Origin of the sequence: Azospirillum sp. B510, from assembly GCF_000010725.1 — a bacterium.
Taxonomy (GTDB): domain Bacteria; phylum Pseudomonadota; class Alphaproteobacteria; order Azospirillales; family Azospirillaceae; genus Azospirillum; species Azospirillum lipoferum_B.
Genome location: NC_013854.1, coordinates 2,168,805 through 2,194,835, shown reverse-complemented (window position 1 = coordinate 2,194,835; position 26,031 = coordinate 2,168,805). Strand labels below are relative to the sequence as shown.

Below are 26,031 nucleotides of genomic sequence, written 5' to 3'. Positions count from 1 at the left end.
TTCGTTTGCGCGGTTGGCGTGGCATGCCGCCGACGCCCACTTGTCACGCTCCGCCAATCCCCTGCACATAACTCTCGCCGGTCTTCGGATCGATGGCCTCGCCGGTCCCCGGCGTGCCCGGCGGCGCTTCGTCCTTGTCGCTCATCGGCTCGACCGCCGGCTTCACCGGGACCGGCTTGGTCGCCGGGCGGTCGCTTTGCGGCAGGTCGGATGTCTTTTCTTCGGGCATGGCGGCTGTCTCCCTCCGGTGGCTTGCTTCATCCCCGTCAACAGGCCACCCGCCGCTTCCTCACCATCCGCCCCGCTGGTCGGCCGCCTCCAGCGCCACTCGCGCCAGATCCAGCAGCTTCCTCTCCACCTCCTCCGCGTCATAGCCCGGAGTGTCGGCCAGCGAATCGCGCAGGCGCATGGTGACGAGTTCACCGGTGTGGTGCTTCTCGTAGAGGCGGACATCGCCGAGCGCCTTGGCGACGTGGTTCAGCCGATCGCGATCCATCATGCTCTCCCGTCATGGTCACTGATCAGGATCACCCATCATGATCACCGGGCGTGATCCCTGCCGTGGCAACAGCCGGACCGGCGCATGGTTGCCGCGATGTCTTCGCCCATGCGCCGTACTGCGCTTGGATGGCGGAACAGAAGGCTGCTTTCCGGCGTCCCTGTCGATGTCGGCAGTCTTGGCGATTGGGGGCGAAGGCATGGACCCTGGGCGTGATCAACGGCGCGACCTGCTCACCCGCGTGCGCCACGTCGTCGAGCATTACGAGCGCCACAGCAGCGCCGGCCCGGCGATCATGCGCGGCGTCCGCTATGACCTTGCGGTGCGGGCGACCGACCTGAACGGCGACGGCTGCCTGTTTCCGGCCTGCGCTTGCGCGAAGGCGGACTGTGCGGAACGGACGGGCTGCGCTCCGCCCGATGTCGGCGTCTGGATCGAGCTTGCGAGAAAGGGAAACCGCCCCCGGCGCGAACCGGGGTCGGCGTTCGAATGATGCGAAGGCGGTTGGGGCAGTCATTGCCGTATGCCTTGGGAAACATAGATCACCGGTGCGATCCGCGGATGTCGTGTTCCCGGCGGCTGCCGCGGCACGCGGAGTCCTTGCCCTACAGCTCCCGCTCATTCGCTGGAAAGTCGTCTTTTCGATCATTGCGAAGCAAACATATGGACTTCGTTTTTGCATGAGGATCAGCGATGTACTCTTGGCATTAGAAAAAAATAATATATTGTGGTTACACCTAATTGAGCAGGATTTCCGCCGATCAATATCGAGGTTAACAATCCGCATTTTTGGAATTTTCATAAAATGCAGGAGAATATGGAAGGCAAAATCCAAGTGATCGATCATAAGCTTCTAACCGCTATGGTTGTCGATGACAGCAAATTCACTGCGGATTTGGTGAGAAAAATTCTTGTTGCCTATGGAATTTCGGAAATATTTCTTGAGACCAGTGGCGAATCCGCGTTGGGGTGTCTGGCTTCCAACCATATCGATGTCATCATTTGTGATATCGTCATGAATGGAATGAGCGGTCTGCAATTCACAAAAGAAGTCCGGGGAGGGTGCGCGTCCCTTTTTGCGAAAAAGAATACCCCTATCATCATGCTGACGGCTCACTCAGAGCAGACGCTCGTTATGGCCTCGATAAGGGTTGGCGCAAATGGATATCTTGTGAAGCCAATTGTTCCGCAAAAGCTGGTATCTCTGATTGCCAAGACATGCAACAGCACGTTGCCGAAGCTGGCAATGCGGGAGATGGCGCAGAGATAGGGCACTCTGAATTTACGAATATCTTGAATCTCGCTGTTTCGGCGTGAATTCAAATATCGAGCGTGGCCTGTGCCCCTTCCGGGACCGTAGGACGGAATAGGCAAATAAAAAGGCCCCCCGGTTTCCCAGGGAGCCTCTTGACCGGCTGCACCGGGCCGGCACACCACTCCGTTTCCGGAGTGATGAACCGCCCAGTGTTTCCAAGGACTAAATCAGACCGAGTAATACATCTTGTACTCGATCGGGTGCGGCATGGTCTCGAAGGCCATCATCTCTTCCGTGCGGAGGTCGATGTAGCCCTCGATCATGTCGGCGGTGAAGACGTCGCCCTTCTTCAGGAACTCGTTGTCCTCGCGGAGCGAGTTCAGGGCCTCGCGCAGCGAGCCGCAGACGGTCGGGACCTTGGCCAGCTCTTCCGGCGGCAGGTCGTACAGGTTCTTGTCCATCGCGTCGCCCGGATGGATCTTGTTCTGGATGCCGTCCAGGCCGGCCATCAGCATGGCGGCGAAGGCCAGGTACGGGTTGGCCGACGGATCCGGGAAGCGGACCTCGACGCGCTTGCCCTTCGGCGAGGCGACATACGGGATGCGGCAGGACGCCGAACGGTTGCGGGCCGAATAGGCCAGCAGAACCGGGGCCTCATAGCCCGGGACCAGGCGCTTGTAGCTGTTGGTCGACGGGTTGGTGAAGGCGTTCAGCGCCTTGGCGTGCTTGATGATGCCGCCGATGTAGTACAGCGCCAGCTCCGACAGGTCGGCATACTGGTTGCCGGCGAACAGCGGCTGGCCGTCCTTCCAGATCGACTGGTGGCAGTGCATGCCCGAGCCGTTGTCGCCGAACACCGGCTTCGGCATGAAGGTCGCGGTCTTGCCATAGGCATGCGCGACGTTGTGCACGACGTACTTGTAGTACTGCATGTTGTCCGCGGTGCGGACCAGCGTGTCGAACTTGATGCCCAGCTCATGCTGGGCGGCGGCCACCTCGTGGTGGTGCTTCTCGACCGGAACGCCCATCTCGGCCAGGACGCTCAGCATCTCGGCGCGCAGGTCGTTGCAGCTGTCGACCGGAGCGACCGGGAAATAGCCGCCCTTGGTGCCCGGACGGTGGCCCAGGTTGCCGTCCTCGTAATCCTTGCCCGAGGCGTAGGCGCCCTCGTCCGAGGCGAACTCGTAGGACACCTTGTTCATGTCGACGGAATACTTGACGTCGTCGAACACGAAGAACTCGGCTTCCGGACCGAAGAAGACGGTGTCGCCGATGCCGGCCGACGCGGTGTACTTCTCGGCGGCCTTGGCGATGCCGCGCGGGCAGCGGGCATAGGCGCCGCCGGTGCCCGGATCATAGACGTCGCACAGGATGTTCAGCGTCGGCTGGGCGGCGAACGGATCCATCACGGCCGTCGTCGGGTCCAGGTTCAGGATCATGTCCGACTCTTCGATGCCCTTCCAGCCGGCGATCGAGGAACCGTCGAACATGATGCCGTCTTCGAACACGTCTTCATCGATGGTCGAGACGTGCTGAGCGGTGTGGTGCAGCTTGCCGCGCGGGTCGGTGAAGCGCAGGTCCACGTACTTGACGTCGTGTTCCTTGATCAGGTCGAAGACCTTGCTGATGTCGGACATGTCTCTTTTTCCACGCTTTAAGAGGGTTGGATCCCGCTGCGTCAAGCCGCTGCCCAGGCCCCTTCGGGGCTGCGGCGGCGGTGGGCGGCGCTCGCGGCGGACGTTATCTCACGCCTTTTCTCCCCGCACAACGCGCCAACCCAAAAAGTCGCACGGCCGCCATGCGCGGCCTTGTGCCGCTTGACGGACGCCGCGGCCGGGGCCGGCGGAAGGGGATGGGGAAATGGGCGCATGTTGGCGGATGCTGGTCGGAAGGGGGCCGGTCGCGGAGAACCTGCCGGAAGGGTTCGGACGGGACGCGATCAGATCGCGTCGGCGCCCTTCTCCCCGGTGCGGATGCGGACCACCTCCTCCACGGGCGTGACGAAGATCTTGCCGTCGCCGATGCGGCCGGTATGGGCGGCCTGCTGGATCGCCTCGATCGCCCGTTCCACCAGGGAGTCTTCCATCACCACCTCGATCTTCACCTTCGGCAGGAAGTCCACGACATATTCCGCGCCGCGGTAAAGCTCGGTGTGGCCCTTCTGACGGCCGAAGCCCTTGGCTTCGGTAACGGTGATCCCCTTGATCCCGACTTCGTGAAGGGCCTCCTTCACCTCGTCGAGCTTGAACGGCTTGATGATGGCTTCGATCTTCTTCATGGGTCTCTCGTGTACGAGGTGCCAACGCCGGCAGGCACCGTCCACGGCACTGCCGACAGCGACGACGGTAAGCATGGAGCGTGCCACATTCGGCCGATCCGGTCCGGCGGCATCGACGCTGGCCATAAGACGGCCCGATGCCGTCCGATGGGGCAGGGCGCTGCCGAAGGATTCGGCGAAGTGAACAATATTTGTGCATATGGCGCAAGCACCCCGCGTCGCGCAGGCCAATTCGGCCTCTCCGGCCGGGCGAAAGAGGTGTCCTCCACCCTCGAAAGACGTTTTTTCACTTTTCGCGAAAAAGGCGCTTGACCGCAAAGCCGGGGTGGAGCATAACGCGGCTCCCGACGGCGGAAACGCTGACGGCGGCGGTGGTAGCTCAGTTGGTAGAGCTCTCGGTTGTGGTCCGAGCGGTCGTGGGTTCGAGTCCCATCCATCGCCCCATCTTCTTCCTGGCGTCTTGGAAAATTCCGGTTTTATAAACGTCCGCACGGCTGGCCCGCCGTTTCGCGGACGTTTATGCTTGTCCGTATCGTTTTTGTCCGCATTGTTTGCTTCGGGTGAGGGGACCGCCTACGGGTAGAGTGGGCGTTCGCCTCTTCGCCCGCTCATAAAAATGGCAGGACAGGCCGGGATCGGGGGGAGTGGGGGATGGATGAGCTTCTGTCCGTCGCGGAGATGTATCGGGCCGACCAGCTGGCCATCGCCGCCGGCGTGCCCGGCTCCGCCCTGATGGAGGCGGCCGGCGCCGCGGTGGTCCGCGCGGTGTGCGAGCGCTGGGCGCCGCACCCCACCGCCGTGCTGTGCGGTCCCGGCAACAATGGCGGCGATGGTTTCGTCATCGCCCGGCTGCTGCTGGAGGCCGGCTGGCCGGTGCGGCTGGCCCTGCTCGGCAGCCGCTCCGCCCTGACCGGCGCCGCCGCGATCGCGGCCGAGCGCTGGCCCGGCCCGATCGAGGCGGCCGATCCCTACATCCTGCGCGGCAATCCCCTGGTGATCGACGCCCTGTTCGGCGCCGGCCTGTCCCGGCCGCTCGACGGCCTCGCCCGCTCCATCGTCGAGGCGATGGAGGGGCGCACCGTCGTCGCCGTCGATGTGCCGAGCGGCCTGCATGGCGACAGCGGCCGGGTGCTGGGCGCCGCTCCCCAGGCGGCGCTGACCGTCACCTTCTTCCGCCGCAAACCCGGCCATGTCCTGTTGCCGGGCCGCAGCCTGTGCGGCGAGGTGGTGGTGGCCGACATCGGCATTCCCGAGCGGGTGCTGGACACCATCGCGCCGCAGACCGCGGTCAACGAGCCGTCGCTGTGGCGCCACCGTTTCCCCTGGCCGGCGCTGGACGGCCACAAATACGCGCGCGGCCATGCGCTGGTGCTGGGCGGGGCGCGGATGACCGGGGCGGCGCGTCTGGCCTCGGTCGCGGCGCTGCGGGCGGGGGCCGGCCTGGTCACCATCGCCTGTCCGCCGGAGGCTTTTCCCGTCTATGCCGCCGGCTGCGCCAGCGTGATCGTCGATCCGCTGGAGGATGAGGGCGCCTTCGCCCGGCTGCTCGCGGATCCGCGCCGGAACGCCGTGCTGATCGGGCCGGGGGCGGGGCGGGGCGCGCCGACGCGAAGCGCCGTGATGACGGTGCTGGACGGCCGCCGGACCGGTGTTTCGGACGCCCGCCGGGCCTGCGTGCTCGATGCCGATGCGCTGACCAGCTTCGCCGAGTCGGCCGACGAGCTGTTCGACCTGCTCGACAGGCGTTGCGTCCTCACCCCGCATGAGGGGGAGTTCGCCCGGCTGTTCGGCGATTCGGTCGGCATGGATGGCGACAAGCTGTCGCGGGTGCGGGCCGCCGCCGCGCGGTCGGGCGCGGTCGTCGTGCTGAAGGGCGCCGACACCGTGGTCGCCGCCCCCGACGGCCGGGCGGTGGTCAACATGAACGCGCCGCCCGATCTGGCGACCGCCGGTTCCGGCGACATGCTGGCCGGCATCGCCCTCGGCCTGCTGGCGCAGGGGATGGACGGGTTCGAGGCCGCCTGCACGGCGGTCTGGCTGCATGGCGAGGCCGGACGCGCCCTCGGCCCCGGCCTGATCTCGGACGATCTGGCCGGGGCGCTGCCCGGCGTGCTGAAGGCGCTGAGGACGCAGGGTTGACGCCCTGGCAAGGGGGGCGTCGGCGGTACCGCTGACGGTCGCGTCCGCGCGCCCCCTTGCGGGACCGGCCTGGCAGGACCAGACTCCGGGGTATGAGCGATGCCCCCGATACCCTCATCCCGGATCCCGTGCCGCCCGTCCCGGCGGCGCAGCCGACCTTCCTCGACCGCGCGCTGGACAATCTGCGCAGCCGCTGGCGCGAGATCGCCGCGTCGGCCCGTGGCGCCGTCGGCGCGCCGCCGCGCACCCATCTGCCCAAGGAGGACGCCGAGCGTCTGAAGGGGCAGATCGAGGCCTGCCTGGATTCGCGTGGCGGCGAGGTGTCGGCCCGCGCCCGCGCCGCCCAGCTCGGCCGCACCTATCTCGCCCTGGAGCCGCAGGGACGGCGCAATTTCCTTATGATGCTCGCGCGCGACTTCGACGTCGACCGCGACGCGGTGATGGACGCCATGGCGACCTTCCAGGCGGCGGCCGACCCGGTGGCGCGCGGCCATGCCGAACGGGCGCTGCGCCGGGCGCTGGAGCCGCCGCGCCTGCGGCTGCTGACCCAGTTCAACGCCTTGCCGGAGGGGGTGAAGTTCCTGGTCGACCTGCGCGCCGAGCTGATGGAGATGGCGCGGGGCGAGCCGTTGCTTCAGGCGCTGGAAGACGATCTGAAGAATCTGCTGCGCGCCTGGTTCGACGTCGGCTTTCTGGAGATGCACCGCATCACCTGGGACAGCCCGGCCTCGCTGCTGGAGAAGCTGATCAAATATGAGGCGGTCCATGAGATCCGCGGCTGGCAGGATCTGAAGGATCGGCTCGATTCCGATCGCCGCTGCTTCGCCTTCTTCCATCCGCGCATGCCGCACGAGCCGCTGATCTTCGTCGAGGTGGCGCTGGTCCAGGGCATGTCGGACAACGTCCAGGCCCTGCTCGATCCGACGGCGCCGGTCTGCGACCCGAAGAGCGCCGACAGCGCCATCTTCTATTCGATCTCCAACGCGCAGGTCGGGCTTGCCGGCATCAGTTTCGGCAATTTCCTGATCAAGCGGGTGGTCGACGGGCTGGCGACCGAGTTTCCCAACATCAAGTGCTATGCCACCCTGTCGCCGATTCCGGGATTCCGCCGCTGGTTCGAGCGGATTCTGGAGCGCGACGGCGACGCCCTGCTGACCAACACCGAGGCGGAGCGCATCGCCGAACGGCTGGGCGAGCTGGAGCGGGCCGACGATGGCGACGCGCCGGCCGGGGACGGCCGCGGCGGCGCCGTCGATGACGAGTCGCCGCTGCTCGCCCGTGCCCTCGCCCGGCCCGGCTGGGCGGCGGATGACGAGATGCAGAAGCGCCTGCGCGGCCCGCTGACGCGGATGTGCGTCCATTACCTGACCATTGTGCAGGAGGCGAGGGGGCATGCCCGCGCCAGGGCGCTGGATCCGGTGGCGCATTTCCACCTGACCAACGGCGCCCGCATGGAGCGGCTGAACTGGCTGGCCGACCGCTCGGCCAAGGGGTTGGCGCAGTCGCTGGGCATGATGATCAACTACCGCTACCGGCTGGGCGAGATCGACGCCAACCACGAGGCCTACACCGGCGAGGGGCGCATCGTCACCTCGTCCGCCGTGCGCTCCCTGGACAGGGCGGGGGGAAAGGCCGGCGGCTGACGCGAAGAGACGGGGCCTCACTCTCTCGGATCGGTCCATTTTGCCTGTTTGCTTCCGGCGCGCTGTGCTATAGACCGGACTTCGCCGGCGGTCCGGCGGGTGTTTGCGCACCCGTCGCGGCTGCCTTTGCCATGAACGCGGGCGTGGCGGAATTGGTAGACGCGCTGGATTTAGGTTCCAGTGACTTCGGTCGTATGGGTTCAAGTCCCTTCGCCCGCACCATGGCAACACCTTGGACCGCATGGACAACACGGATTCGGGCCGCCCGGACGGGCGCCGCCGGGCCGGACCAACGAGATAGGCTTTCGTTCCGATGAACATCACCGAGACCAGCACCGACGGCCTCAAGCGCGAATTTCAGGTCGTCATTTCCGCCAAGGACATCGAAGAGAAGGTGAACGGCAAGCTGGAAGAGCTGCGCCGCACGGTCCAGCTGCCGGGCTTCCGTCCGGGCAAGGTGCCGGTCACCGTCATCAAGCAGCGCTATTTCGGCGGCGTGCTGTCCGAGGTGCTGGAGGACGCCATCTCCGACAGCTCGCGCCAGGCGCTGAACGACCGCGGCCTGCGCGTCGCCCTGCAGCCGAAGATCGAGGTCGAGAAGTACGAGGATGGCGGCGACCTGACCTACAAGATGGCGGTCGAGCTGCTGCCGGACGTCGAGCCGGGCGACCTCAGCGGCATCGAGCTGGAGAAGCCGGTCGCCGAGGTCACCGAGGAGTCGGTGGAAGAGGCGCTGGCCCGTCTGGCCTCGTCCCATTCGACCCAGGCTCCGGTCACCGAGGACCGCGCCGCCGAGACCGGCGACATCGCCGTCATCGACTTCGCCGGCACGGTGGACGGCGAGGCCCTGCCGGGCATGGACGGCAAGGACTATCCGCTGGAGCTGGGCGCCGGCCGCTTCGTGCCGGGCTTCGAGGAGCAGCTGGTCGGCGTCAAGGCCGGCGAGCACCGCACCGTCAACGTCACCTTCCCGGAGGACTACCCGCACGAGCGCCTGAAGGGGGCCGCGACCGTCTTCGAGGTCGACGTCAAGGAGCTGCGCAAGAACGTCCCGGCCGAGGTCAATGACGAACTCGCCAAGGAGTTCGGCATGGAGAGCCTGGAGAAGATGCGCGAAGCCGTCCGCGACCGCATCAAGGGCGAGTATGGCAACTTGTCGCGCCTGCGCGTGAAGCGCCAGCTGCTCGACAAGCTGGCCGAGGCCCACTCCTTCGAGGTGCCCGCCGGCATGGTCGAGATCGAGTTCGGCGGCATCTGGGAGCGCCTCCAGGAGGAGATCAAGAACGGCACCGCCGGTGAGGACGCCGGCAAGTCCGAGGACGAGCTGAAGACCGAGTACCGCGCCATCGCCGAGCGCCGCGTCCGCCTGGGCCTGCTGCTGTCGGAAGTCGGCCGCCGCAACAACATCCAGGTCACCCAGGACGAGGTGAACCGTGCCCTGATCAACGAAGCCCGCCGCTTCCCCGGTCAGGAGCGTCAGGTGTTCGAGTTCTTCAAGCAGAACCAGCAGGCGCTCGAGAATCTCCGCGCCCCGATCTTCGAGGACAAGGTCGTCGATCACATCCTGGATCAGGCCAAGGTCACCGAGAAGACCGTCAGCGTCGAAGAGCTGACGAAGGACGAGGACGAGGCCGAGGCGGCCTAAACTCCCAAAAGGAGTGGGGGCGGACTACCATCCGCCCCCAAAGGTTCCTATATGTGGTTCCGTACCGGCAACGATCACCGGTTCAGCCAACTGCGGGGGCAGGGAAGAACACATGTACGACTTCGAGCCGAAGATGAATGCTCTGGTCCCGATGGTCATCGAACAGACCAACCGGGGCGAGCGCGCGTACGACATCTATTCGCGCCTGCTGAAGGAGCGGATCATCTTCCTGATCGGCGGAGTGAACGACGCCGTCGCCAGCCTGATCTGCTCGCAGCTGCTGTTCCTTGAGTCGGAGAACCCGAACAAGGACATCGCGCTCTACATCAATTCGCCGGGCGGCTACGTCTCGGCCGGCCTCGCCATCTACGACACCATGCAGTACATCCGTCCGCAGGTGTCGACGGTGTGCATGGGTCAGGCCGCTTCGATGGGCTCGCTGCTGCTGGCCGCCGGCGCGCCGGGCAAGCGCTTCTCGCTGCCGAACAGCCGCATCATGATCCACCAGCCGTCGGGCGGCGCCCAGGGCCAGGCCTCGGACATCGAGATCCAGGCGCAGGAGATCCTGAAGCTGCGCTCGCGTCTGAACGACATCTATGTCAAGCACACCGGGCAGGATCTCGACACCATCGAGACCGCCATGGAGCGCGACAAGTTCATGTCGCCGGAAGAGGCGAAGGCCTTTGGCCTGATCGACGAGGTGGTGGAGAAGCGTCCGGGCGCCGACCACCATTCGTGAGTCGCCGGTCGCGAGCCCTCCCAACAAAGGGTTGATCGGGTCGTGGCGCTGTTGTTGAATGGCGGTGACACGATCCGGTCATACGGTGGCCCCGCAAAGGGCCCGCCGGCTGTGTCGATCGTGATGCGTCGCCAAAACGGCGCATGACCTTGTCGCGGGCGTCGTCCGCGATAACCTGAGTAGGACCGGCGTCGGGGGGCGCCGCGAACGGGCATGGCCCACGGGGTCACGCCTCCCGCGAGATGACGGAGTACCGATGAGCAAGTCCAGCAGCGGCGATTCGAAGAATACGCTCTACTGCTCCTTCTGCGGCAAGAGCCAGCACGAGGTCCGCAAGCTGATTGCCGGTCCGACGGTGTTCATCTGCGATGAATGCGTCGAACTGTGCATGGATATCATTCGCGAGGAGAACAAGACGACCCTCGTGAAGTCCCGCGACGGGGTTCCGACTCCGCGCGACATTCATGCGGTGCTCGACGATTACGTCATCGGACAGTCCTACGCCAAGCGCGTGCTGTCGGTGGCGGTCCATAATCATTACAAGCGCCTCGCCCACGGGACGAAGCACAACGATGTCGAACTGGCGAAGTCGAACATCCTGCTGATCGGCCCGACCGGCTGCGGCAAGACGCTGCTGGCCCAGACCCTGGCCCGCATCATCGATGTTCCCTTCACCATGGCCGACGCGACGACGCTGACCGAGGCCGGTTACGTCGGCGAGGATGTCGAGAACATCATCCTCAAGCTGCTTCAGGCCGCCGATTACAATGTCGAACGGGCGCAGCGCGGCATCGTCTACATCGACGAGGTCGACAAGATCAGCCGCAAGTCCGACAACCCGTCGATCACCCGCGACGTGTCGGGCGAGGGTGTGCAGCAGGCCCTGCTGAAGATCATGGAGGGTACCGTCGCCTCCGTGCCGCCGCAGGGCGGGCGCAAGCATCCGCAGCAGGAATTCCTGCAGGTCGATACCAGCAACATCCTGTTCATCTGCGGCGGCGCCTTCGCCGGCCTGGACAAGATCATCGCCCAGCGCGGCAAGGGCACCAGCATCGGCTTCGGTGCCGATGTCCGCTCCGCCGACGAACGCGCCACCGGCGAGATCCTGCACGAGGTCGAGCCCGAGGATCTGCTGAAATTCGGCCTGATTCCCGAATTCATCGGCCGTCTGCCGGTGCTGGCCACCCTGTCCGACCTGGACGAGGCGGCGCTGGTCGAGATCCTGAGCAAGCCGAAGAACGCCCTGGTCAAGCAGTACCAGCGCCTGTTCGAGATGGAGGACGTCCATCTGGAATTCTCCGAGGACGCCATGCGGGCCATCGCCCACAAGGCGATTGCCCGCAAGACCGGTGCCCGCGGCCTGCGCTCCATCATGGAGGCCATCCTGCTCGACCCGATGTTCGACCTGCCGGGCCTGACCGGCATCGAGAGCATCCTGGTCAACAAGGAGGTGGTCGAGGGCCGCGCCAAGCCGCTCTACGTCCATGCCGAACGGCGCAGCGAGGCACCTGGGGCGTGATTGGAGAGATCTGATCGACGGTGGCTGGTTGTTGGCTACCATCGGAGAGACTGTGGAAAAGGAGCGCTTCGGCGCTCCTTTTTCATTTTGCGATATTGTCCTCCGTCAGGAGACCGCACTTTTATAGCATTCTTAAAGACTCCTTCAATCATCGTGGCGTATCCTCGTCAATATTGTGGACTTTATGAAATAACGTCTCTACGGTTTCTCAGATGCTCCCAAGGATTGGGTTGCGATATCGCCGCTTTCCCTCGGGACGCTCTTTGCATTCCGCGGGAAAAGCAAGAAATACGTTATGAGCGCAGAGCAATGAAAATACGGAATTTTTTGTATGTCTGCCTGACTTGCGTCGGTGTCGTCACCAGCGTTCCGGCCGGTTGGCTCGCGGTTCAGGAATATCGGGCGGCCACTCAATCCGCATCCGCCAAGGCGATCGTCGAGGTCGTCGCCAGCGCGTCAAGCCTGGGAGAACTGGTGGCGCTGGAGCGTGGCATGGCGAATCAGCCATTGTCCGCGAAGACGGTCATGGATCAGGCCGGGCGGGAGGCTCTGGCCAAGGGGCGCCAGCAGGTCGATCAGGCGCTTGCCCGCTATGTCGCCACGGTCAGGAACAGCGGCGATGCCCAGGCGCTCCTGGATGCCGAGGGGTTGGGCGGCATCATCTCCACCGTGCGCGCCCAACTCGATGATTGGCTGGGCAAGGAGCCCGCCGGCCGTCCCGCCGAGGTGACGGCCCGCTATTTCGAGTCGGTGGCCAGGATCACGACTCCGATCCAGAAAGCCGTGATCCGACTGGGCCATGAATTGGACGACCTGGATTCCCGCGTCGGTGATCGCGCCGACCTGGCCGTCCGATCCTCCACCTTGCGCGAGCGCGCCGCCCAGCAGTCGGTGTTGTTCCTGCGGGCGCTGGGCTCGGGTAAGCCGATGAATCCGGAACTGCTGAGCCAGACCCTGACCATCGAAGGCAAGATCGACGAGGCGTTCGCCGGGCTGGACGACGACATCGTCGGCGGCGACATGGAGGCCGGGTTGAAGGCGGCGTTGCAGGCCGCCCGCACCGGCTATATCGAGCAGTTCGGTGCCTTCAAGAAGCGGGTGCTTGATGCGTCGCTGTCCGGCAAGCCCTATGATCTCGACGTCGCCGAATGGCGCAAATCGGCATCGCCGCTTTTGCAGCATATCCTGGCGATCCGCGACGCCGCGGTGATCGAGGCGCGCAGGATGGCGGACGACCATCATGCCGCCGCTTTGCGGCGCCTGTTGGTGGCCATCGTTCTGGCGGTCATTTCCATCGCCGCGCTGGTGGTGGGCGCCATCGCCATCAACCGCCGGGCTTCCGGCCCCATCGTGGAACTGGCCGGCGTGATCGGCGCCATCGCCGGTGGCCGTCGTGATCTTGCCGTACCCCATGCCGGCCGGGCCGACGAGATCGGCGAAATGGCAGGAGCCATCGACATCCTGCAATCCGGTGCCCGCGCCGCCGACGAAGCGGAGGCTCGGCGCCGGTCCGAGCAGGAGGAGCGCGACCGTCGCCGCCACTCCTTCGAACAGACGACCCAGCGGTTCGTGACCCGGCTGGAAGGGATCGTCACCCATCTCTCCGCCACCGCCCAATCGGTGCGCGGCAATTCCGAGCGGGTGACGGCCAACGCGGAGAACGTGTCTTCGCTATCCTCCTCCGTCGCCGCGGCCTCGGAACATGCCAACGGCAACATCCAGACGGTGGCGGCGGCGGCGGAGCAGTTGCAGGCGTCGATCGGCGAGATCAGCCAGCGCATCGACGACGCCTCCAGGATCGCCCAGGGCGCGGTGCGCGAGGCGGGCAGCACCGCAGGCATCGTCGCTACCCTGGCCGAGCGCGCGGCCGGGATCGGGTCGGTGGTCGACATGATCAACTCCATCGCCTCTCAGACGAACCTGCTGGCGTTGAACGCCACCATCGAGGCGGCGCGGGCCGGGGAGGCCGGCAAGGGGTTCGCCGTGGTGGCGAGCGAGGTGAAGAATCTCGCCGGCCAGACGGCGAAGGCGACCGAGGACATCCAGGTCCGCGTCGGTGAGATCCGCGAGGTCAGCGGCAGCGCCGTTTCCGCCATCGACGCGATCAGCCGCACGGTCGTCGCGATCAGCGAGGCGGCGTCCGCCGTCGCCGCCGCGGTCGAGGAGCAGAATGCCGCGACGCGCGAGATCGCCCGCAACATCAACGCCGCCGCCCAGGGCACGGTCGAGGTGTCCGGCAGCATCGGCAAGGTGGCGGGCACGGCGGAAAGCACGCGGATCGCGTCGGGAGAACTGCTGACGGCCTCACGCGGGCTGTCCGACGAGGCCGGATCCCTGCGAAGCACCGTCGAAGACTATGTGAGCAGTCTTAAAACCGCCTGATGCGGCGAAAAGGGGTGGGGTGGCGCCGGTTTCCAGCCGGGTCGCGGCTGGAAACCGGCGTGAAACCGGCATGGAAACCGCTAGTCGTCGGTTGCAGCCCCTTGAAGGGCGCATGGCCGTGTGCCACGTTAGACGGGTGCCGTAGGCGATTTCCGCGCTCAACCCGAGGCGGGAGCCGTGTCAGGCCCATTCCGGGCTGGCGGCGATCCATTCATTGAGGCCCTGCCGATGATCGAACTCTCCCGTGGTGCCCTCTACCCGGTCCTGCCGCTGCGCGACATCGTGGTCTTCCCCCACATGATCGTGCCGCTGTTCGTCGGGCGCGAGAAGTCCGTGCGCGCGCTGGAAGACGTGATGAAGGATGACAAGCAGATCCTGCTGGTCACCCAGAAGAACGCCGCGCAGGACGATCCGACTCCGGCCGACATCTACAGCGTCGGCACCGTCGGCACCGTGTTGCAGTTGCTGAAGCTGCCGGACGGGACCGTCAAGGTGCTGGTGGAAGGCGGCCAGCGCGCCGCCATCACCAAGTTCGCCGACAATGAGGAGTTCTTCCAGGCCCAGGCCGAACTGGTCGAGGAAAAGACCGGCGAGAATCAGGAGCTGGAGGCGCTGAGCCGCGCCGTCGTCTCCCAGTTCGAGCAATACATCAAGCTGAACAAGAAGATCCCGCCTGAGGTGCTGGTCTCGATCAACCAGATCGAGGAGGCCGGCAAGCTGGCCGACACCGTCGCTTCGCATCTGGCGCTGAAGATTCCGGAAAAGCAGCAGCTTCTGGAATGCGCGACGGTGTCGGAGCGTCTGGAGCGGGTCTATGCCTTCATGGAAGGCGAGATCGGTGTTCTCCAGGTGGAAAAGCGCATCCGCAACCGTGTCAAGCGGCAGATGGAGAAGACCCAGCGCGAATATTATCTGAACGAGCAGCTGAAGGCGATCCAGAAGGAGCTCGGCGAGACCGAGGATGGCCGCGACGAGTCGGCCGAGCTGGAAGAGAAGATCAACAAGACCCGCTTCTCCAAGGAAGCCCGCGAGAAGGCGCTCGCCGAGCTGAAGAAGCTGCGGTCGATGAGCCCGATGTCGGCGGAAGCCACCGTGGTCCGCAACTATCTGGATTGGATGCTGTCCATTCCGTGGAAGAAGCGCACCAAGGTGAAGCGCGACCTGAAGCTGGCCCAGAAGGTGCTGGACGCCGACCATTATGGTCTGGAGAAGGTCAAGGAGCGTATCCTTGAATATCTCGCCGTCCAGAACCGGATGAACAAGGTCAAGGGTCCGATCCTCTGCCTTGTCGGCCCGCCCGGCGTCGGCAAGACCTCGCTCGGCAAGTCGATCGCCAAGTCGACGGGGCGCAACTTCGTCCGCATGTCGCTGGGCGGTGTGCGGGACGAGGCCGAGGTGCGCGGCCATCGCCGCACCTATATCGGCTCGATGCCCGGCAAGGTCATCCAGGGCATGAAGAAGGCCAAATCCTCCAACCCGCTCTTCCTGCTGGACGAGATCGACAAGCTCGGTGCCGACTGGCGCGGCGACCCGTCGTCCGCCCTGCTGGAGGTGCTGGATCCGGAGCAGAACGGCACCTTCAACGACCATTACCTGGAGGTCGATTACGACCTGTCCGACGTGATGTTCGTCTGCACGGCCAACACGATGCGCATGCCGCAGCCGCTGCTGGACCGTATGGAGATCATCCGCGTCGCCGGCTACACCGAGGACGAGAAGGTGGAGATCTCCAAGCGCCACCTGATCGAGAAGCAGATCGAGGCGAACGGCCTGAAGAAGGGCGAGTTCACCATCTCCGACGATGCGCTGCGCGATCTGGTCCGCTACTACACGCGGGAGGCCGGTGTCCGCTCGCTGGAACGCGAGATCGCCAATCTCTGCCGCAAGGCGGTCAAGGAAATCCTGCTGAAGTCGGGCGGCAACGCCAAGGTCGCGGTCACCCGCCGCAACCTCGACAAATATGCCGGCGTCCGCCGCTTCCACTATGGCGAGGCGGAGCTGGAGGATCTGGTGGGCGTCACCACCGGTCTGGCCTGGACGGAGGTCGGTGGCGAGCTGCTGTCGATCGAGGCGGTCGGTCTGCCCGGCAAGGGGCGCGTCACCACAACCGGCAAGCTGGGTGACGTGATGAAGGAATCGGTCCAGGCGGCCGAGAGCTACGTCAAGTCGCGCGCCGCCGCCTTCGGCATCAAGCCGACGCTGTTCGAGAAGAAGGACATTCACGTCCATGTTCCCGAGGGCGCCACGCCGAAGGACGGCCCGTCGGCCGGTGTCGCCATGGCCACCTCCATCGTCTCGGTGCTGACCGGCATTCCGGTGCGCAAGGACGTGGCGATGACCGGCGAGATCACGCTGCGCGGCCGGGTGCTGCCGATCGGCGGTCTGAAGGAGAAGCTGCTGGCGGCCCTGCGTGGCGGCATCAAGCATGTGCTGATCCCGAAGGACAATGAGAAGGACCTCGCCGATATCCCGGACAACGTGAAGCGCGGACTGGAGATCATTCCCGTCGGCACGGTGGACGAGGTGCTGCGCAACGCGCTTGTCCGTCCGCTGGAACCGATCGAATGGACCGAACCGGAGGTCGATGCGGCCGCGGCGAAGGCCCAGGAGAAGGCGGCGGACGGCGAGGCGCTGCGTCACTGAGCCGGAGCCGAATGGCTTCCAACGGACCGGGAACCGTGACTTTTGGGGCAGGGAGAGCTTTGCGGCCTGTCGGGAATTGACGGGCCGCAAACGCTGTGATTATCCTCTGCCTCCAAAAAGTCGTGGACGGCAAGTCCTGGGGCGGCTTTTGTCTTGCGGTATTTTCTGAATTTCGAAGGGGGATTGCGTGAACAAGAACGATCTCGTGGCGCATGTTGCCGAGGCGTCGGGTTTGTCCAAGACCGACGCCACGAAGGCCGTCGACGCCGTGTTCGACAGCATCGCCGAGTCCTTGAAGAATGGCGATGAGGTTCGTCTGGTCGGTTTCGGCACCTTCGCGGTGGCCGAGCGCCCCGCGACCGAAGGCCGCAACCCGCGTACCGGCGAGAAGATCGACATCCCGGCGTCCAAGCAGCCGAAGTTCAAGGCGGGCAAGACCCTCAAGGATGCTCTGAACTGAGCTTGAAGTTTCCGCTCCACCCGGGGCATAGTGTGGCCGGCCGGGCATCGACCCGGCCGGCTTGCGTTCGATGTGCCGGTTCATTTGCCGGCCCGAACGGTCGGGCGATTAGCTCAGCGGTAGAGCGTCTCGTTTACACCGAGAATGTCGGGGGTTCGATCCCCTCATCGCCCACCAAACTTTTCAATGACTTAGCGGTGCCTGTCTCCTCCGCGCCCGACCTGTAAGTGCACTGTAAGTGCAGTGTTCCGGTCGATGTATGCCGGAAGACCGTTTGTGAGCTGTTTGGATTCGGGTGGCGTCAGTCCGCTCGTCTCAGGTATGATCAGCCCATGATGAAGCCTGCTCCCCTGTTTGACACGGATGATTGGGACACGGAAGAGCGTGCCCTGCTCGAAGCCGAAGCGGATTTGGCCGCTGGTCGGGTGGTTGGTCACGACGAGGTGGTGCGATGGCTGGAAAGCTGGGGTACCCCCAATGAGATGCCTAGGCCGCGGTGCAAGTAAGGTGGACGGAAGCCGCCCTGACCGATCTTGAGCGGATCCGGTCGTACATAGGGCATTTCAATCCGTCGGCAGCTCGTCGCATGGCGGGCCGGCTGATTGAAGCCGCCAACAGTTTGGACAGCTTTCCGGAGCGGGGACGCTCGATAGGGCGCGGGCGCCGTGAACTGACCGCTGTGTGGCCCTATGTCATCCGATATCGGATCGCCGATGAACATGTCGTAATTCTGCGGGTACGACATGGGGCACGAGCGCCGGAGTGATGTTCGGGCGACCCGTCGGGAAAGTTCGGTGGCAGCGGTGGCGCAGGGAAGTTCCAAGCCGCTTTCAGTGCCGTTGTTTTCCCGCACGGTCTCAATCAAGGTGAATATGGTGGCGAGGCAAGTCAGGGATGCCGGGTAGCCTTCGGGTCCGCGGGGCGTGTTTCCCTCCCCGGTCGCCATCCATCATCCCGAACTTTCCCAACGCTGCTGTGCCGCTTCCTGTGGTCCCGTTCACGGTCCTGAAGCGGTCCTTCTGTGGTCTTGGTTCCACAATAATAGACTGATATTCCTTGTAATTCATTGCGTGAGTGGTGGTCCCGACGCTCGCGAGTTCTGGTCTCGGTTGCTGTGCCGAGTCGCGATAGGTATCAGGCCATCGCCATCCCTGATGTGCTGATAACGTAAATGGGACTTGTCAGGCTTCCGATGCTCTTGCAGCGTATTGATGGAAGCGCCTGCATGCGTTCCGGACGTTTTGCGCGACGGCTCCCGTCAGGGAGTACCACGCTGCGTTGCGGGTGCTTCCGTTCCGCCCACCTTGCGAGCGGCCGCTGGGACCCATTCGTTCGAGATTAACGGACTGCACGCGAACTGCGGCGCGTCTGCATGCGGATTGGCCGGTCAGGAATCGTTGCAACACAAGAGCTTGACCGAAACCCCGCCGGCCGGTCAGGGGGGCGCCAACTGCCCCCATAGGGGGCGCCTCGTTCCTCCCGGCACCAACTGCCCCCCGGAACGTGCTGCCCCCCTACCGCGCCTCCAGCGATGCACCGGCTTCGGAGGCTGCACGGCGCCAAGCTGCGGCGCGGTGTGAGCGAAGCTCCGCGTGCTGGTCGAGGAACCGGACGACGTAAACGGGGATGCGGCGCTTTCCCGAAAGCCAGAGGCTGACCGCCGCCGGTGAGCGCCCAACCAGCCGGGCTAGGGCCTGTTGACATTCATCGTGTTACCAAGACGGTAGCGACGAGGTTAATGGCAGCGGCGAAGCTTGTATCAGTTTTGTCGTATCGTGTGGCGATGCGTCGGAATTCTTTGATTTTGCAGAAGAAGTTCTCGACCAGATGGCGCCATTTGTACATCTCGGCGTCGTGGGGAATCGGGGGAGATCGGTTGGCCTTGGACGGAATGACGGCGACCGCGCCTCGCTCGGCGATCAAGATACGGATGGCGTTGCTGTCGAAGGCTTTGTCAGCCAGCAAGGCGGAGAATTCGATGCCGTCCAGCACCGGTTCGACGCCGACGCTGTCATGTCGCTGGCCCGGCAGCAGGATGAAGCGCCCAAGGTTCCCCAACGCATCGACGACGGCCAGGATCTTGGTCGTCAGCCCGCCACGAGAGCGACCGATGGCCTGAGCCTGAGTCCCCCCTTGCGCCGGTACCGTGCTGATGCACCCGGACAATCGTGCCATCAATGATCGCGTACTCGAAGTCCGCGTCGCTCGATAAAGCGGCGAAGACCTCGTCGAAGACACCGGCCTTGGCCCATCGGCGATAGCGCTGGAACACCGAGTTCCAATTGCCGAACGCTGCAGGCAAGTCCCGCCAGGGCGCTCCAACGCGGACGATCCACAGGACCGCCTCCAAAAACAGGCGATTGTCCGCTGCCGAGCGGCCAGGGTCGCCCACTTTGCCGGGAAGAAGCGGCGCTATCCGCTCCCACTGATCATCTCGCAATACAATCCGATCCAAGGCCACCTCCCTTTTGGTAGCCTTGAATCAAATTTCTACGACCACCGGAAGCCTCTTCTCAACGCGAATGTCAACAGGCCCTAGATCGGCCGGCCGCAGGTTCAGCTCGGCAAGCCGGTTGCGGAGTCCCTCCGGTGTCAGGTGCTCATCCGTCATTGGGCAGGCTCCAGCCATCGATGTGCCCCTCGACCTCGGCCCGCGCGTTCAGATAGCCCGCGGTGCCGCGGGCCGGCCACGGTCCAGTGACCGACGCATCGGCCAGATTCAGGAACGGACCCGCGGTGCCGGCCAAGCGGCGAAGGCGGGCCAACAAGCCGCCAGCGGCTTCGGCAAGTTCAACCGGGCGGGCCGGACCTTCGGCAACCGGGGCGAAGGCATTGATCCGAATCTTAATGGGTTGGCGCTCGTAGATGCGCCCCCCATCCGCCCATCCCTTCGGTTCGACCGTTCCGCCTTCGACCTCCACCATCACGAAAGGGCGCGCCGGGTTCGGTTCGGGGAAGGGTTCCCCGGCGAAGACGAGGTCGGTCTCGGCCCAGGACTGCCGGAGCCGGTCGACGATCTGGCCCATGGCCCAGGCCTAGCCCACCATGGTCAGGTCCCCGCCAAGATGCGCCAGACCGCGCCGGCGCCATCGAGTTGCGCGCTCTTGACCGTGAGCGTCCGCCCTCCAATCAGGATCGTCGCACCGGGCATGGGCTCGTCAGGTAGGGTATGGCCCAGCACGTTCACAAAAACATCGGCGGCGCCGATCAGCGTGCCGGTCAGGCGGGCGACCTCGACCGCCTCCATCCAAGCCAGGATCGGCGAATCGGTGGAACGCGCCAGCGGCACCACCGCGCCGGCGGCGATGGGGGCGGTCAGCAGGGGCGCGAAGGTGAGCGTGATCGTGCCGTTGGTCATCGGCGCCGACATGGTGACGGTCTTCACAGCCGGGCCGCCCACCGTGAAGGAGTCCCCCGCGATCACACCGCCCATCCCGGCCGGCGGGGTGATCTGAAGCGTCGTGGCGCCGGCCGCTGCGGGCGCTGTGGCCTTGGCCTGGAAGGTTGTGACGAGGCGATAGATGGCGGGCGCGGCCAGCGGGCGCATGGCGGTGGCGACGCGGACGGACAAGTCGGCGAGAATTGGCGATGTCATTGTTTCGGTTCCAAGATGTCAGTCAGCTCAGCGACCAAAAAGTCGTCCGCTGTTTCGGCGAATGCGAATCTGCTCTTCGCCCAGTCGTCGCGCTTTCGCAGTTTTGACCGTAAGGCGGCGATGCGCTCATCGGCCAACGCGCGAAGCCGCCGGCGGGCGTTACGGGGCGCTTTCGATTCGGCGGAGGTGACGCGCGCCAGTGCGTTTTCGTGTGCCGCCAGCAGGGCGTCCGTCTTGGTTCTGATTTCCGCCCGTTCCGCCCGCGTGCTATCTCGGCGCCAGAAACGCTCCTCAAATGGCCGCAATTCGGTCTCGAAGCGCTCGATTTCGGCCGCATAGGCGTCCAGCATGGCGTCGATGGGCGTTGTCATGCCGCCACCTTCTGCGTTGAAATATCTGCGGCGAAACCTTCGTTCGGATCGCCAAAGAGTTCCCGATGCCGCTCGTAATCCGGATATGAGCCGCCGATGCGTCGGGCGATGGCCGTGCTGGTGATCGACGTCAACGTCATGACGCCACCGATGCAGAAGTTCCACCCAGCGGTCTGGCTGAGCTTGAACTGCGCCAGGGTCAGACGCTGCGCCAGATCATCGGTGTAGCCGGTTGGGACACGCGCCATGATGCCTGTCCCAAGGTCAGGGCTGAGGTGCCAGCCCGCTCCAAGCTCGTTCACCGTGACTTGGCGCGTTTCAGGAGCCACAACACCTTGGACCGCGACCAGCCTCTGGCGAGCGGCTGAGTACCCCGCGATGGTGATTTCATGCCCATCTTCGTTAATGACGCCACTGGCCTCAGAGCCTGACCCGAAAAGAATTGAGTGATTTCAGTCTCTTGTGATTCGATCGATGTTGCGAAGCATGACGAATGACAAGACAATGTGGACTGAAATCACCCGAGCGCAGTATCAGCGAAAAGGATTGAGGTATTCAAGCGACACGACGGACGCGGAGTGGGCGGTGCTCGAACCACTCCTCCCGGCGGCTCGACGCTTGGGACGGCCGCGAACGGTCAACGTGCGCGAGATCGTGAACGGCATCCTCTTTCTGGCGACCTCCGGGTGCCAGTGGCGGCAACTGCCGAAGGATTTCCCGCCGATGACGACGGTCCAGCGCTATTTCTACCGCTGGCGCGACGATGGGACCTGGGAGACGATCAATCACGCCTTGGTGGCGATGGTTCGGGAAAGCATGGGACGGGAGGCCAGCCCGACAGCGGGGGTGATCGACAGCCAGTCGGTCAAGACGACGGAAGCAGGTGGCCCCCGTGGCTACGACGCGGGCAAGTGCATCAAGGGGCGCAAGCGGCATGTGTTGACCGACACCAATGGCTTGCTGGTCGCCGCCATCGTTCATGCCGCCGACATCCAGGACCGTGATGGCGCCCCGGCGCTCCTCGCCTCCGTTCGCACGCTCTTCCCCTGGCTTCGCCACGTCTTCGCGGACGGCGGCTACGCTGGACCCAAGCTGGAAACCGCTTTGGCTCAGATCGGGACATGGACTCTGGAGATCGTCAAGCGGTCCGACGCCGCCAAAGGCTTTGAACTGCTGCCTCGGCGGTGGGTCGTTGAGCGTACAATCGCTTGGCTTAACCGCAATCGCCGCCTCGCCAAGGACTTCGAGGCCACCGTCGAGAGTGCCGTCGCATGGGTCTTCATCGCCAGCGTCAAACTGCTCTCAAGACGGGTGGCTCGAACATAGACACAGCTTTGCCGATTCCGAGTCGGACTCTGAGAGTCGGCCAGGATCAGGTGGAGGTTGCCAACATAATCGTCAAATTTGGCGATATCAGAAAACAACTCCCGGTGCATTCGCGCGATCTTGGTCTGCCCACGACAGGAAATCGCGGCGACGCTGTCGCCAATGACATCGCATTTCGTTTTGCATAATGCCATCGGCTTTTCGCCATTATAGACCAGGGTGTCAGACAGTATATTGATTGCCTGTTCGGACACATGAACGTTGACGACGGTCTTCCCAGCACCTCCAGAACGGTGGTCATTGCCTCTTCAGATTCGAGGAACTCGGCGGGAAACTCTTGGACAGGGGTTACCGCGTCTGCATGTTCCTTGGCCTGCGACGCGATGTTGTAGGCGCTGGCCAGATCGTGGAGCCGTTGCGCCAGGTCGAAGTTTCCTTGCGCTTCGGCGGCCTGTGCGGCGGCAATTGCAGGCGCGGTAGCGCGGTAGACGTCGACTTGGCGTTGGGCTTCCTGCTGAGCCGCGCCGCTGATGCCGGCCGCGTGGGCGACACGCAACTGAAGTTCGGCCATCCGCGCAAGATCGGTCGCCTGTTTCGCCAGATCAGCGGCTGCTGCCCCGGCGGCAGCTCGAACATTGGCCTGTGTCAGTTCCGAAACGTTCACGGCCGCATTGCCGGCCGCGGTGGCAAGGGCGTCGTTTGCAGCCTTCTGGCGGATCGCGGCGGCTTCCGAGATGCCGTAGGCCTTTGCGAGATCGAGGTGGCCTTGGGCGGTCAGCGCCAGATTGCGCAGTTCATCGCCGGCAGCAACACCCATCTGCAACATGGCCTCGTTGCGGCGTAGGATGTGGATATTTTCGGCCTCCAACCCGGACAGATGCTTTTCCCGGATCTCGTCTTCCGCTTTCATCGCGGCCATGTTCAGCGCGCGTTGCCCAGCATTGCCTTCCACTGCCTTGGCCAAGCGGTCATAGGCGGCTGTCTGTTCGTCGACATAGGCAATCGAGCGCTCATCCGGCTTGAAACCGGAACTTGCGGCGCCGGCCGACGTACCGGCCATGCGGATCGGGTTCTTGGACACCTCCGCCACCACGCGACCACGGGCGGCCCGCAGCTGCTGTTCGATCTGCGCAAGCTGGCGATCGAGATCCGCGCCGTCGGTTGCGCCGGTGATGAGGCTCCAAAGGTTCAGATTCAGGTAGGTCTCGCCGCTGCTCTTCGCGGCGTCGCGCATGGCGATGCTCTTGCGGACTTCCGCCGCCCGGTCTTCAAGGTCGGCCACCTGCTGTTTCGGTGTGCTGGTCACGGCGGCGGCCATCCGCTGCACCGCCCCGGAAACGGTGGCGATCGTATCCATCACCGGCCGGCTGGCGGCGACGGCATCGATGAACGAGTTCCAGCCCACCCCCATGTCGTGGAAAGCCTTCTCCGCTGGCCCCATCGACTCCTGACGGAGCCCATCGAAGCGGCGATGCAGGGCGGCGATGGCGGTGGCCAGTGCTCCGGACTGGTCGCCATGCTCGGCCATGACGCGGACGGCTTTCATCTCGTCAGTCGTCAGGAAGCCGATTTCGTCCTGGAGCTTCTTGATGGCTGGGTATCCATCTGTCGCCATGGCGGAGAGGGACTTCACGGCTTCGTCGGCGCCCTTACCGATGCCGGCGGCCATGTCACTGCCGAGCGTGGCGAACTCCTTCGTCAAAGTGCCGGTGATGCCCCGTGTGGTCGCCAGTACACCAGCGACCGCAGACGCCTCGTCCCGGCCCAACCCGTCCGCGTAAAGCCCCTTGGCGATGCCGCGCAACTGTTCGGCGCTGGCCTGCATCTCGGTACCGAATGCCTTTGCCTGGACGGTTAGGCTGCGGATTTGCCCCTCCGTCGAGGCTGCCCGGTTTCCGATTAGGGCAATGCCGCCCACGAGTGCCGCGGCGCCGGTTACGGCCAGCCCGATCGGTGACATCAACAGCGCCACTGCACGGCCGACACCCCCAACCGCGCCTGTTGCCTGTGGACCCTGCTGCATGAGCACCAGGAAGGGCGACTGGCCACCCGTCAACTGCACCGCCGCATTCTGGAGCTGGTAGCTGAGATTCGTGACCTCGTGTGCTGCCAGCTTGGTCGACTTTGCGGCATTTTCGTTTGCAGCAACGAGCTTGGGCGCGGATTCGGCGGCTTCGACATATCGGGCTTTAACAGGCCGCGGAAAAAGGGCTGTGCACGGCTGTCGTGTCGTGATTCCCTCCAGTGAGGGCAAAGGCGACCGTTGAGGGAATGATGCGGGGCTCGGACGAACGCAGCGAGGGTCTTTTCAGCTACGTGAGCTGCGAGGCACGGGTTCCGGCGACCCATCCATTGCGGCCGATCCGGGCCATCGTGGACGAAGCGCTGGAGGTGATGTCACCGGCGTTCGAGGGGCTGTACTCCAAGATCGGCCGGCCGTCGATCCCGCCGGAAAAGCTGCTGCGGGCGCTGCTGCTCCAGGCCTTCTACTCGGTGCGCTCGGAACGCCAGCTGATGGAACAGCTCGACTATAACCTGCTGTTCCGCTGGTTCGTCGGCTTGTCGATGGACGCTCCGGTGTGGGACGTGACGGTGTTCACCAAGAACCGGGAGCGTCTGCTGGCCGGGGATGTGGCGGCCAAGTTCCTGGCCACCGTGCTGGGCCAGCCGAAGGTGAAAGCGCTGCTGTCGGACGAGCACTTCTCGGTGGACGGGACGCTGATCGAAGCCTGGGCCAGCGTGAAGAGCTTCCGGCCCAAAGATGGCAGCGGTGAGCCGCCGGGGCCGGGACGCAACGGCGAACGCGACTTTCACGGCGAGAAGCGGTCCAACGAGACCCATGCCTCGACCAGCGACCCCGAGGCGCGGCTGTACCGCAAGGGCAACGGGCAGCCGGCGAAGCTGGCCTTCATGGGTCATGCGTTGATGGAGAACCGGAACGCCCTGGTGGTCAATGTCCGGCTCACCGCGGCGACCGGCTTGGCCGAGCGCGAGGCGGCGGTGTCCATGGTCGAGGCCATCCCCGGCCGCCACCGCATCACGGTGGGCGCCGACAAGGCCTACGACACCAAGGATTTCGTGGCGAACATGCGCGAGTTGGGCGCCGCCCCGCACGTCGCCCAGAACACCCGCAACCGCCGCTCGGCCATCGACGGCCGAACCACCCGCCACCCCGGCTATGCAGTCAGCCTACGAATCCGCAAGCGCATCGAGGAGGTGTTCGGCTGGATCAAAGGGGCCGGGCTACGCAAGACCCGCCATCGCGGCACGGCCCGTGTCGGCTGGATGTTCACCCTGACCGCCGCCGCCTACAACCTGATCCGCCTGCCAAAGCTACTGGCGGCGGCATAATCACGCCCGGAGTCCGCCCAAAAGGCGGCCTTGGGCGCTCCAGGCCGGGGGTGCACCCGCTGATTTCGACCAAAGCGGGTGCAAAAGGCCCAAATTTCGAGCCTCCGCAGAGGCAAGGACGCCATACACGAGCCTTTTTCCGCGTCCTGTTAAGCTTCGCGACGGCGGCGGCGTGTTGTTCGACGG

Annotated in this window: 22 protein-coding genes, 3 tRNA genes and 1 pseudogene; 16 read left to right on the top strand and 10 right to left on the bottom strand. The window is 64.7% G+C overall.

The genetic code is table 11. The features are described from left to right. Window positions 1-43: 43 nt before the first annotated feature. Together AZL_RS10160 and AZL_RS10155 are read right to left on the bottom strand one after the other, a co-directional pair. Window positions 44-229, bottom strand: a complete 186-nt coding sequence (locus AZL_RS10160) for a hypothetical protein (protein WP_042442942.1) — start codon at window positions 227-229, stop codon at window positions 44-46. Between the two features lie 60 nt (window positions 230-289). Continuing rightward, a complete protein-coding gene (locus AZL_RS10155; RefSeq protein WP_042442940.1) occupies window positions 290-499 on the bottom strand; it encodes a hypothetical protein in 210 nt (69 codons plus the stop codon). 199 nt (window positions 500-698) lie between these two features. Here AZL_RS10155 and AZL_RS10150 point away from each other — a divergent pair, with 199 nt between their 5' ends. Continuing rightward, the gene (locus AZL_RS10150; protein ID WP_042442938.1) at window positions 699-992 is read left to right on the top strand and encodes a hypothetical protein; all 294 of its coding nucleotides are present in this window, start codon (window positions 699-701) and stop codon (window positions 990-992) included. Window positions 993-1,304: 312 nt separating this feature from the next. Further along, a complete protein-coding gene (locus tag AZL_RS33365) occupies window positions 1,305-1,769 on the top strand; it encodes a response regulator (RefSeq protein ID WP_052293657.1) in 465 nt (154 codons plus the stop codon). Window positions 1,770-1,981: 212 nt separating this feature from the next. On the opposite strand, the gene glnA is transcribed toward AZL_RS33365, so the two are convergent. Both glnA and AZL_RS10135 read right to left on the bottom strand, forming a co-directional pair. Further along, a complete protein-coding gene (gene glnA, locus AZL_RS10140; protein WP_012974532.1) occupies window positions 1,982-3,391 on the bottom strand; it encodes a type I glutamate--ammonia ligase in 1,410 nt (469 codons plus the stop codon). A 302-nt stretch (window positions 3,392-3,693) separates the two neighbouring features. Beyond that, on the bottom strand, window positions 3,694-4,032 hold the full coding sequence (locus tag AZL_RS10135; protein ID WP_012974531.1) for a P-II family nitrogen regulator: 339 nt from the start codon (window positions 4,030-4,032) through the stop codon (window positions 3,694-3,696). A gap of 368 nt (window positions 4,033-4,400) precedes the next feature. Here AZL_RS10135 and AZL_RS10130 point away from each other — a divergent pair. The 12 genes from AZL_RS10130 (at window position 4,401) to AZL_RS34180 (ending at window position 17,968) form a co-directional block, all read left to right on the top strand. Continuing rightward, window positions 4,401-4,476, top strand: a tRNA-His gene (locus AZL_RS10130). A 207-nt stretch (window positions 4,477-4,683) separates the two neighbouring features. Further along, window positions 4,684-6,171, top strand: a complete 1,488-nt coding sequence (locus AZL_RS10125) for a bifunctional ADP-dependent NAD(P)H-hydrate dehydratase/NAD(P)H-hydrate epimerase (protein WP_012974530.1) — start codon at window positions 4,684-4,686, stop codon at window positions 6,169-6,171. Window positions 6,172-6,263: 92 nt separating this feature from the next. Continuing rightward, the gene (locus AZL_RS10120; protein WP_012974529.1) at window positions 6,264-7,814 is read left to right on the top strand and encodes a malonyl-CoA decarboxylase; all 1,551 of its coding nucleotides are present in this window, start codon (window positions 6,264-6,266) and stop codon (window positions 7,812-7,814) included. Between the two features lie 137 nt (window positions 7,815-7,951). Beyond that, window positions 7,952-8,036 (top strand) — tRNA-Leu (locus AZL_RS10115). A 91-nt stretch (window positions 8,037-8,127) separates the two neighbouring features. Further along, window positions 8,128-9,459 carry a trigger factor gene (tig, locus tag AZL_RS10110; protein WP_012974528.1) on the top strand — a complete coding sequence of 444 codons (1,332 nt, stop codon included), beginning with the start codon at window positions 8,128-8,130 and terminating at the stop codon, window positions 9,457-9,459. Window positions 9,460-9,571: 112 nt separating this feature from the next. Beyond that, window positions 9,572-10,198 carry an ATP-dependent Clp endopeptidase proteolytic subunit ClpP gene (gene clpP, locus AZL_RS10105; RefSeq protein WP_012974527.1) on the top strand — a complete coding sequence of 209 codons (627 nt, stop codon included), beginning with the start codon at window positions 9,572-9,574 and terminating at the stop codon, window positions 10,196-10,198. Between the two features lie 256 nt (window positions 10,199-10,454). Then, complete coding sequence (gene clpX / locus AZL_RS10100; protein ID WP_012974526.1) at window positions 10,455-11,717, top strand: ATP-dependent Clp protease ATP-binding subunit ClpX; 1,263 nt, start codon at window positions 10,455-10,457, stop codon at window positions 11,715-11,717. 309 nt (window positions 11,718-12,026) lie between these two features. Then, complete coding sequence (locus AZL_RS33360) at window positions 12,027-14,099, top strand: methyl-accepting chemotaxis protein (RefSeq protein ID WP_012974525.1); 2,073 nt, start codon at window positions 12,027-12,029, stop codon at window positions 14,097-14,099. A gap of 228 nt (window positions 14,100-14,327) precedes the next feature. Continuing rightward, window positions 14,328-16,742 carry an endopeptidase La gene (lon, locus tag AZL_RS10090; RefSeq protein WP_012974524.1) on the top strand — a complete coding sequence of 805 codons (2,415 nt, stop codon included), beginning with the start codon at window positions 14,328-14,330 and terminating at the stop codon, window positions 16,740-16,742. Window positions 16,743-16,929: 187 nt separating this feature from the next. Then, window positions 16,930-17,202 carry an HU family DNA-binding protein gene (locus tag AZL_RS10085; RefSeq protein ID WP_012974523.1) on the top strand — a complete coding sequence of 91 codons (273 nt, stop codon included), beginning with the start codon at window positions 16,930-16,932 and terminating at the stop codon, window positions 17,200-17,202. A 102-nt stretch (window positions 17,203-17,304) separates the two neighbouring features. After that, a tRNA-Val gene (locus AZL_RS10080) sits at window positions 17,305-17,379 on the top strand. A 319-nt stretch (window positions 17,380-17,698) separates the two neighbouring features. Continuing rightward, on the top strand, window positions 17,699-17,968 hold the full coding sequence (locus tag AZL_RS34180; RefSeq protein WP_012974522.1) for a type II toxin-antitoxin system RelE/ParE family toxin: 270 nt from the start codon (window positions 17,699-17,701) through the stop codon (window positions 17,966-17,968). Between the two features lie 938 nt (window positions 17,969-18,906). On the opposite strand, the pseudogene AZL_RS34175 reads toward AZL_RS34180, so the two are convergent. From AZL_RS34175 to AZL_RS10055, 5 genes and pseudogenes are all read right to left on the bottom strand, one after another. Continuing rightward, window positions 18,907-19,594 (bottom strand): annotated as a pseudogene (locus tag AZL_RS34175) (IS5 family transposase). A 208-nt stretch (window positions 19,595-19,802) separates the two neighbouring features. Then, window positions 19,803-20,228, bottom strand: a complete 426-nt coding sequence (locus tag AZL_RS10070) for a hypothetical protein (protein WP_012974519.1) — start codon at window positions 20,226-20,228, stop codon at window positions 19,803-19,805. 23 nt (window positions 20,229-20,251) lie between these two features. Beyond that, window positions 20,252-20,797 (bottom strand): hypothetical protein, encoded by a 546-nt coding sequence (locus tag AZL_RS10065; RefSeq protein ID WP_042442935.1) that lies wholly within the window; start codon window positions 20,795-20,797, stop codon window positions 20,252-20,254. Next, window positions 20,794-21,168, bottom strand: a complete 375-nt coding sequence (locus AZL_RS10060) for a hypothetical protein (RefSeq protein WP_012974518.1) — start codon at window positions 21,166-21,168, stop codon at window positions 20,794-20,796. The genes AZL_RS10065 and AZL_RS10060 overlap by 4 nt, the downstream gene beginning before the upstream one ends. Further along, a complete protein-coding gene (locus tag AZL_RS10055; RefSeq protein ID WP_042442933.1) occupies window positions 21,165-21,416 on the bottom strand; it encodes a hypothetical protein in 252 nt (83 codons plus the stop codon). Before AZL_RS10055 ends, AZL_RS10060 begins: the two co-directional genes overlap by 4 nt. Before the next feature lie 256 nt (window positions 21,417-21,672). Between AZL_RS10055 and AZL_RS10050 the strand changes: the two genes are divergently transcribed. Beyond that, window positions 21,673-22,494: an IS5-like element ISAli1 family transposase gene (locus tag AZL_RS10050; RefSeq protein ID WP_012976163.1), complete on the top strand. Its 822-nt coding sequence runs from the start codon at window positions 21,673-21,675 to the stop codon at window positions 22,492-22,494. Between the two features lie 46 nt (window positions 22,495-22,540). Here the strand turns inward: AZL_RS10050 and AZL_RS10045 are convergent, their stop codons facing one another. After that, on the bottom strand, window positions 22,541-24,748 hold the full coding sequence (locus AZL_RS10045; RefSeq protein WP_086935357.1) for a phage tail length tape measure family protein: 2,208 nt from the start codon (window positions 24,746-24,748) through the stop codon (window positions 22,541-22,543). Between the two features lie 20 nt (window positions 24,749-24,768). Between AZL_RS10045 and AZL_RS10040 the strand changes: the two genes are divergently transcribed. Beyond that, the gene (locus AZL_RS10040; RefSeq protein ID WP_012973766.1) at window positions 24,769-25,845 is read left to right on the top strand and encodes an IS5-like element ISAzs10 family transposase; all 1,077 of its coding nucleotides are present in this window, start codon (window positions 24,769-24,771) and stop codon (window positions 25,843-25,845) included. Window positions 25,846-26,031 lie beyond the last annotated feature (186 nt).

Excerpts from the sequence above, each read along its gene's own strand:
- AZL_RS33360 (WP_012974525.1), top strand. The coding sequence starts at position 12,027 with ATGAAAATACGGAATTTTTTGTATGTCTGCCTGACTTGCGTCGGTGTC.
- AZL_RS10135 (WP_012974531.1), bottom strand. The coding sequence starts at position 4,032 with ATGAAGAAGATCGAAGCCATCATCAAGCCGTTCAAGCTCGACGAGGTG.
- AZL_RS10155 (WP_042442940.1), bottom strand. The coding sequence starts at position 499 with ATGATGGATCGCGATCGGCTGAACCACGTCGCCAAGGCGCTCGGCGAT.
- AZL_RS10050 (WP_012976163.1), top strand. The coding sequence starts at position 21,673 with ATGTGGACTGAAATCACCCGAGCGCAGTATCAGCGAAAAGGATTGAGG.
- AZL_RS33365 (WP_052293657.1), top strand. The coding sequence starts at position 1,305 with ATGCAGGAGAATATGGAAGGCAAAATCCAAGTGATCGATCATAAGCTT.
- AZL_RS10060 (WP_012974518.1), bottom strand. The coding sequence starts at position 21,168 with ATGACAACGCCCATCGACGCCATGCTGGACGCCTATGCGGCCGAAATC.
- tig (WP_012974528.1), top strand. The coding sequence starts at position 8,128 with ATGAACATCACCGAGACCAGCACCGACGGCCTCAAGCGCGAATTTCAG.
- lon (WP_012974524.1), top strand. The coding sequence starts at position 14,328 with ATGATCGAACTCTCCCGTGGTGCCCTCTACCCGGTCCTGCCGCTGCGC.
- AZL_RS10065 (WP_042442935.1), bottom strand. The coding sequence starts at position 20,797 with ATGACATCGCCAATTCTCGCCGACTTGTCCGTCCGCGTCGCCACCGCC.
- AZL_RS10055 (WP_042442933.1), bottom strand. The coding sequence starts at position 21,416 with ATGGCGCGTGTCCCAACCGGCTACACCGATGATCTGGCGCAGCGTCTG.
- AZL_RS10150 (WP_042442938.1), top strand. The coding sequence starts at position 699 with ATGGACCCTGGGCGTGATCAACGGCGCGACCTGCTCACCCGCGTGCGC.
- AZL_RS10160 (WP_042442942.1), bottom strand. The coding sequence starts at position 229 with ATGCCCGAAGAAAAGACATCCGACCTGCCGCAAAGCGACCGCCCGGCG.
- AZL_RS10120 (WP_012974529.1), top strand. The coding sequence starts at position 6,264 with ATGAGCGATGCCCCCGATACCCTCATCCCGGATCCCGTGCCGCCCGTC.
- clpP (WP_012974527.1), top strand. The coding sequence starts at position 9,572 with ATGTACGACTTCGAGCCGAAGATGAATGCTCTGGTCCCGATGGTCATC.
- clpX (WP_012974526.1), top strand. The coding sequence starts at position 10,455 with ATGAGCAAGTCCAGCAGCGGCGATTCGAAGAATACGCTCTACTGCTCC.
- AZL_RS10040 (WP_012973766.1), top strand. The coding sequence starts at position 24,769 with ATGCGGGGCTCGGACGAACGCAGCGAGGGTCTTTTCAGCTACGTGAGC.
- AZL_RS10125 (WP_012974530.1), top strand. The coding sequence starts at position 4,684 with ATGGATGAGCTTCTGTCCGTCGCGGAGATGTATCGGGCCGACCAGCTG.
- AZL_RS10070 (WP_012974519.1), bottom strand. The coding sequence starts at position 20,228 with ATGGGCCAGATCGTCGACCGGCTCCGGCAGTCCTGGGCCGAGACCGAC.
- glnA (WP_012974532.1), bottom strand. The coding sequence starts at position 3,391 with ATGTCCGACATCAGCAAGGTCTTCGACCTGATCAAGGAACACGACGTC.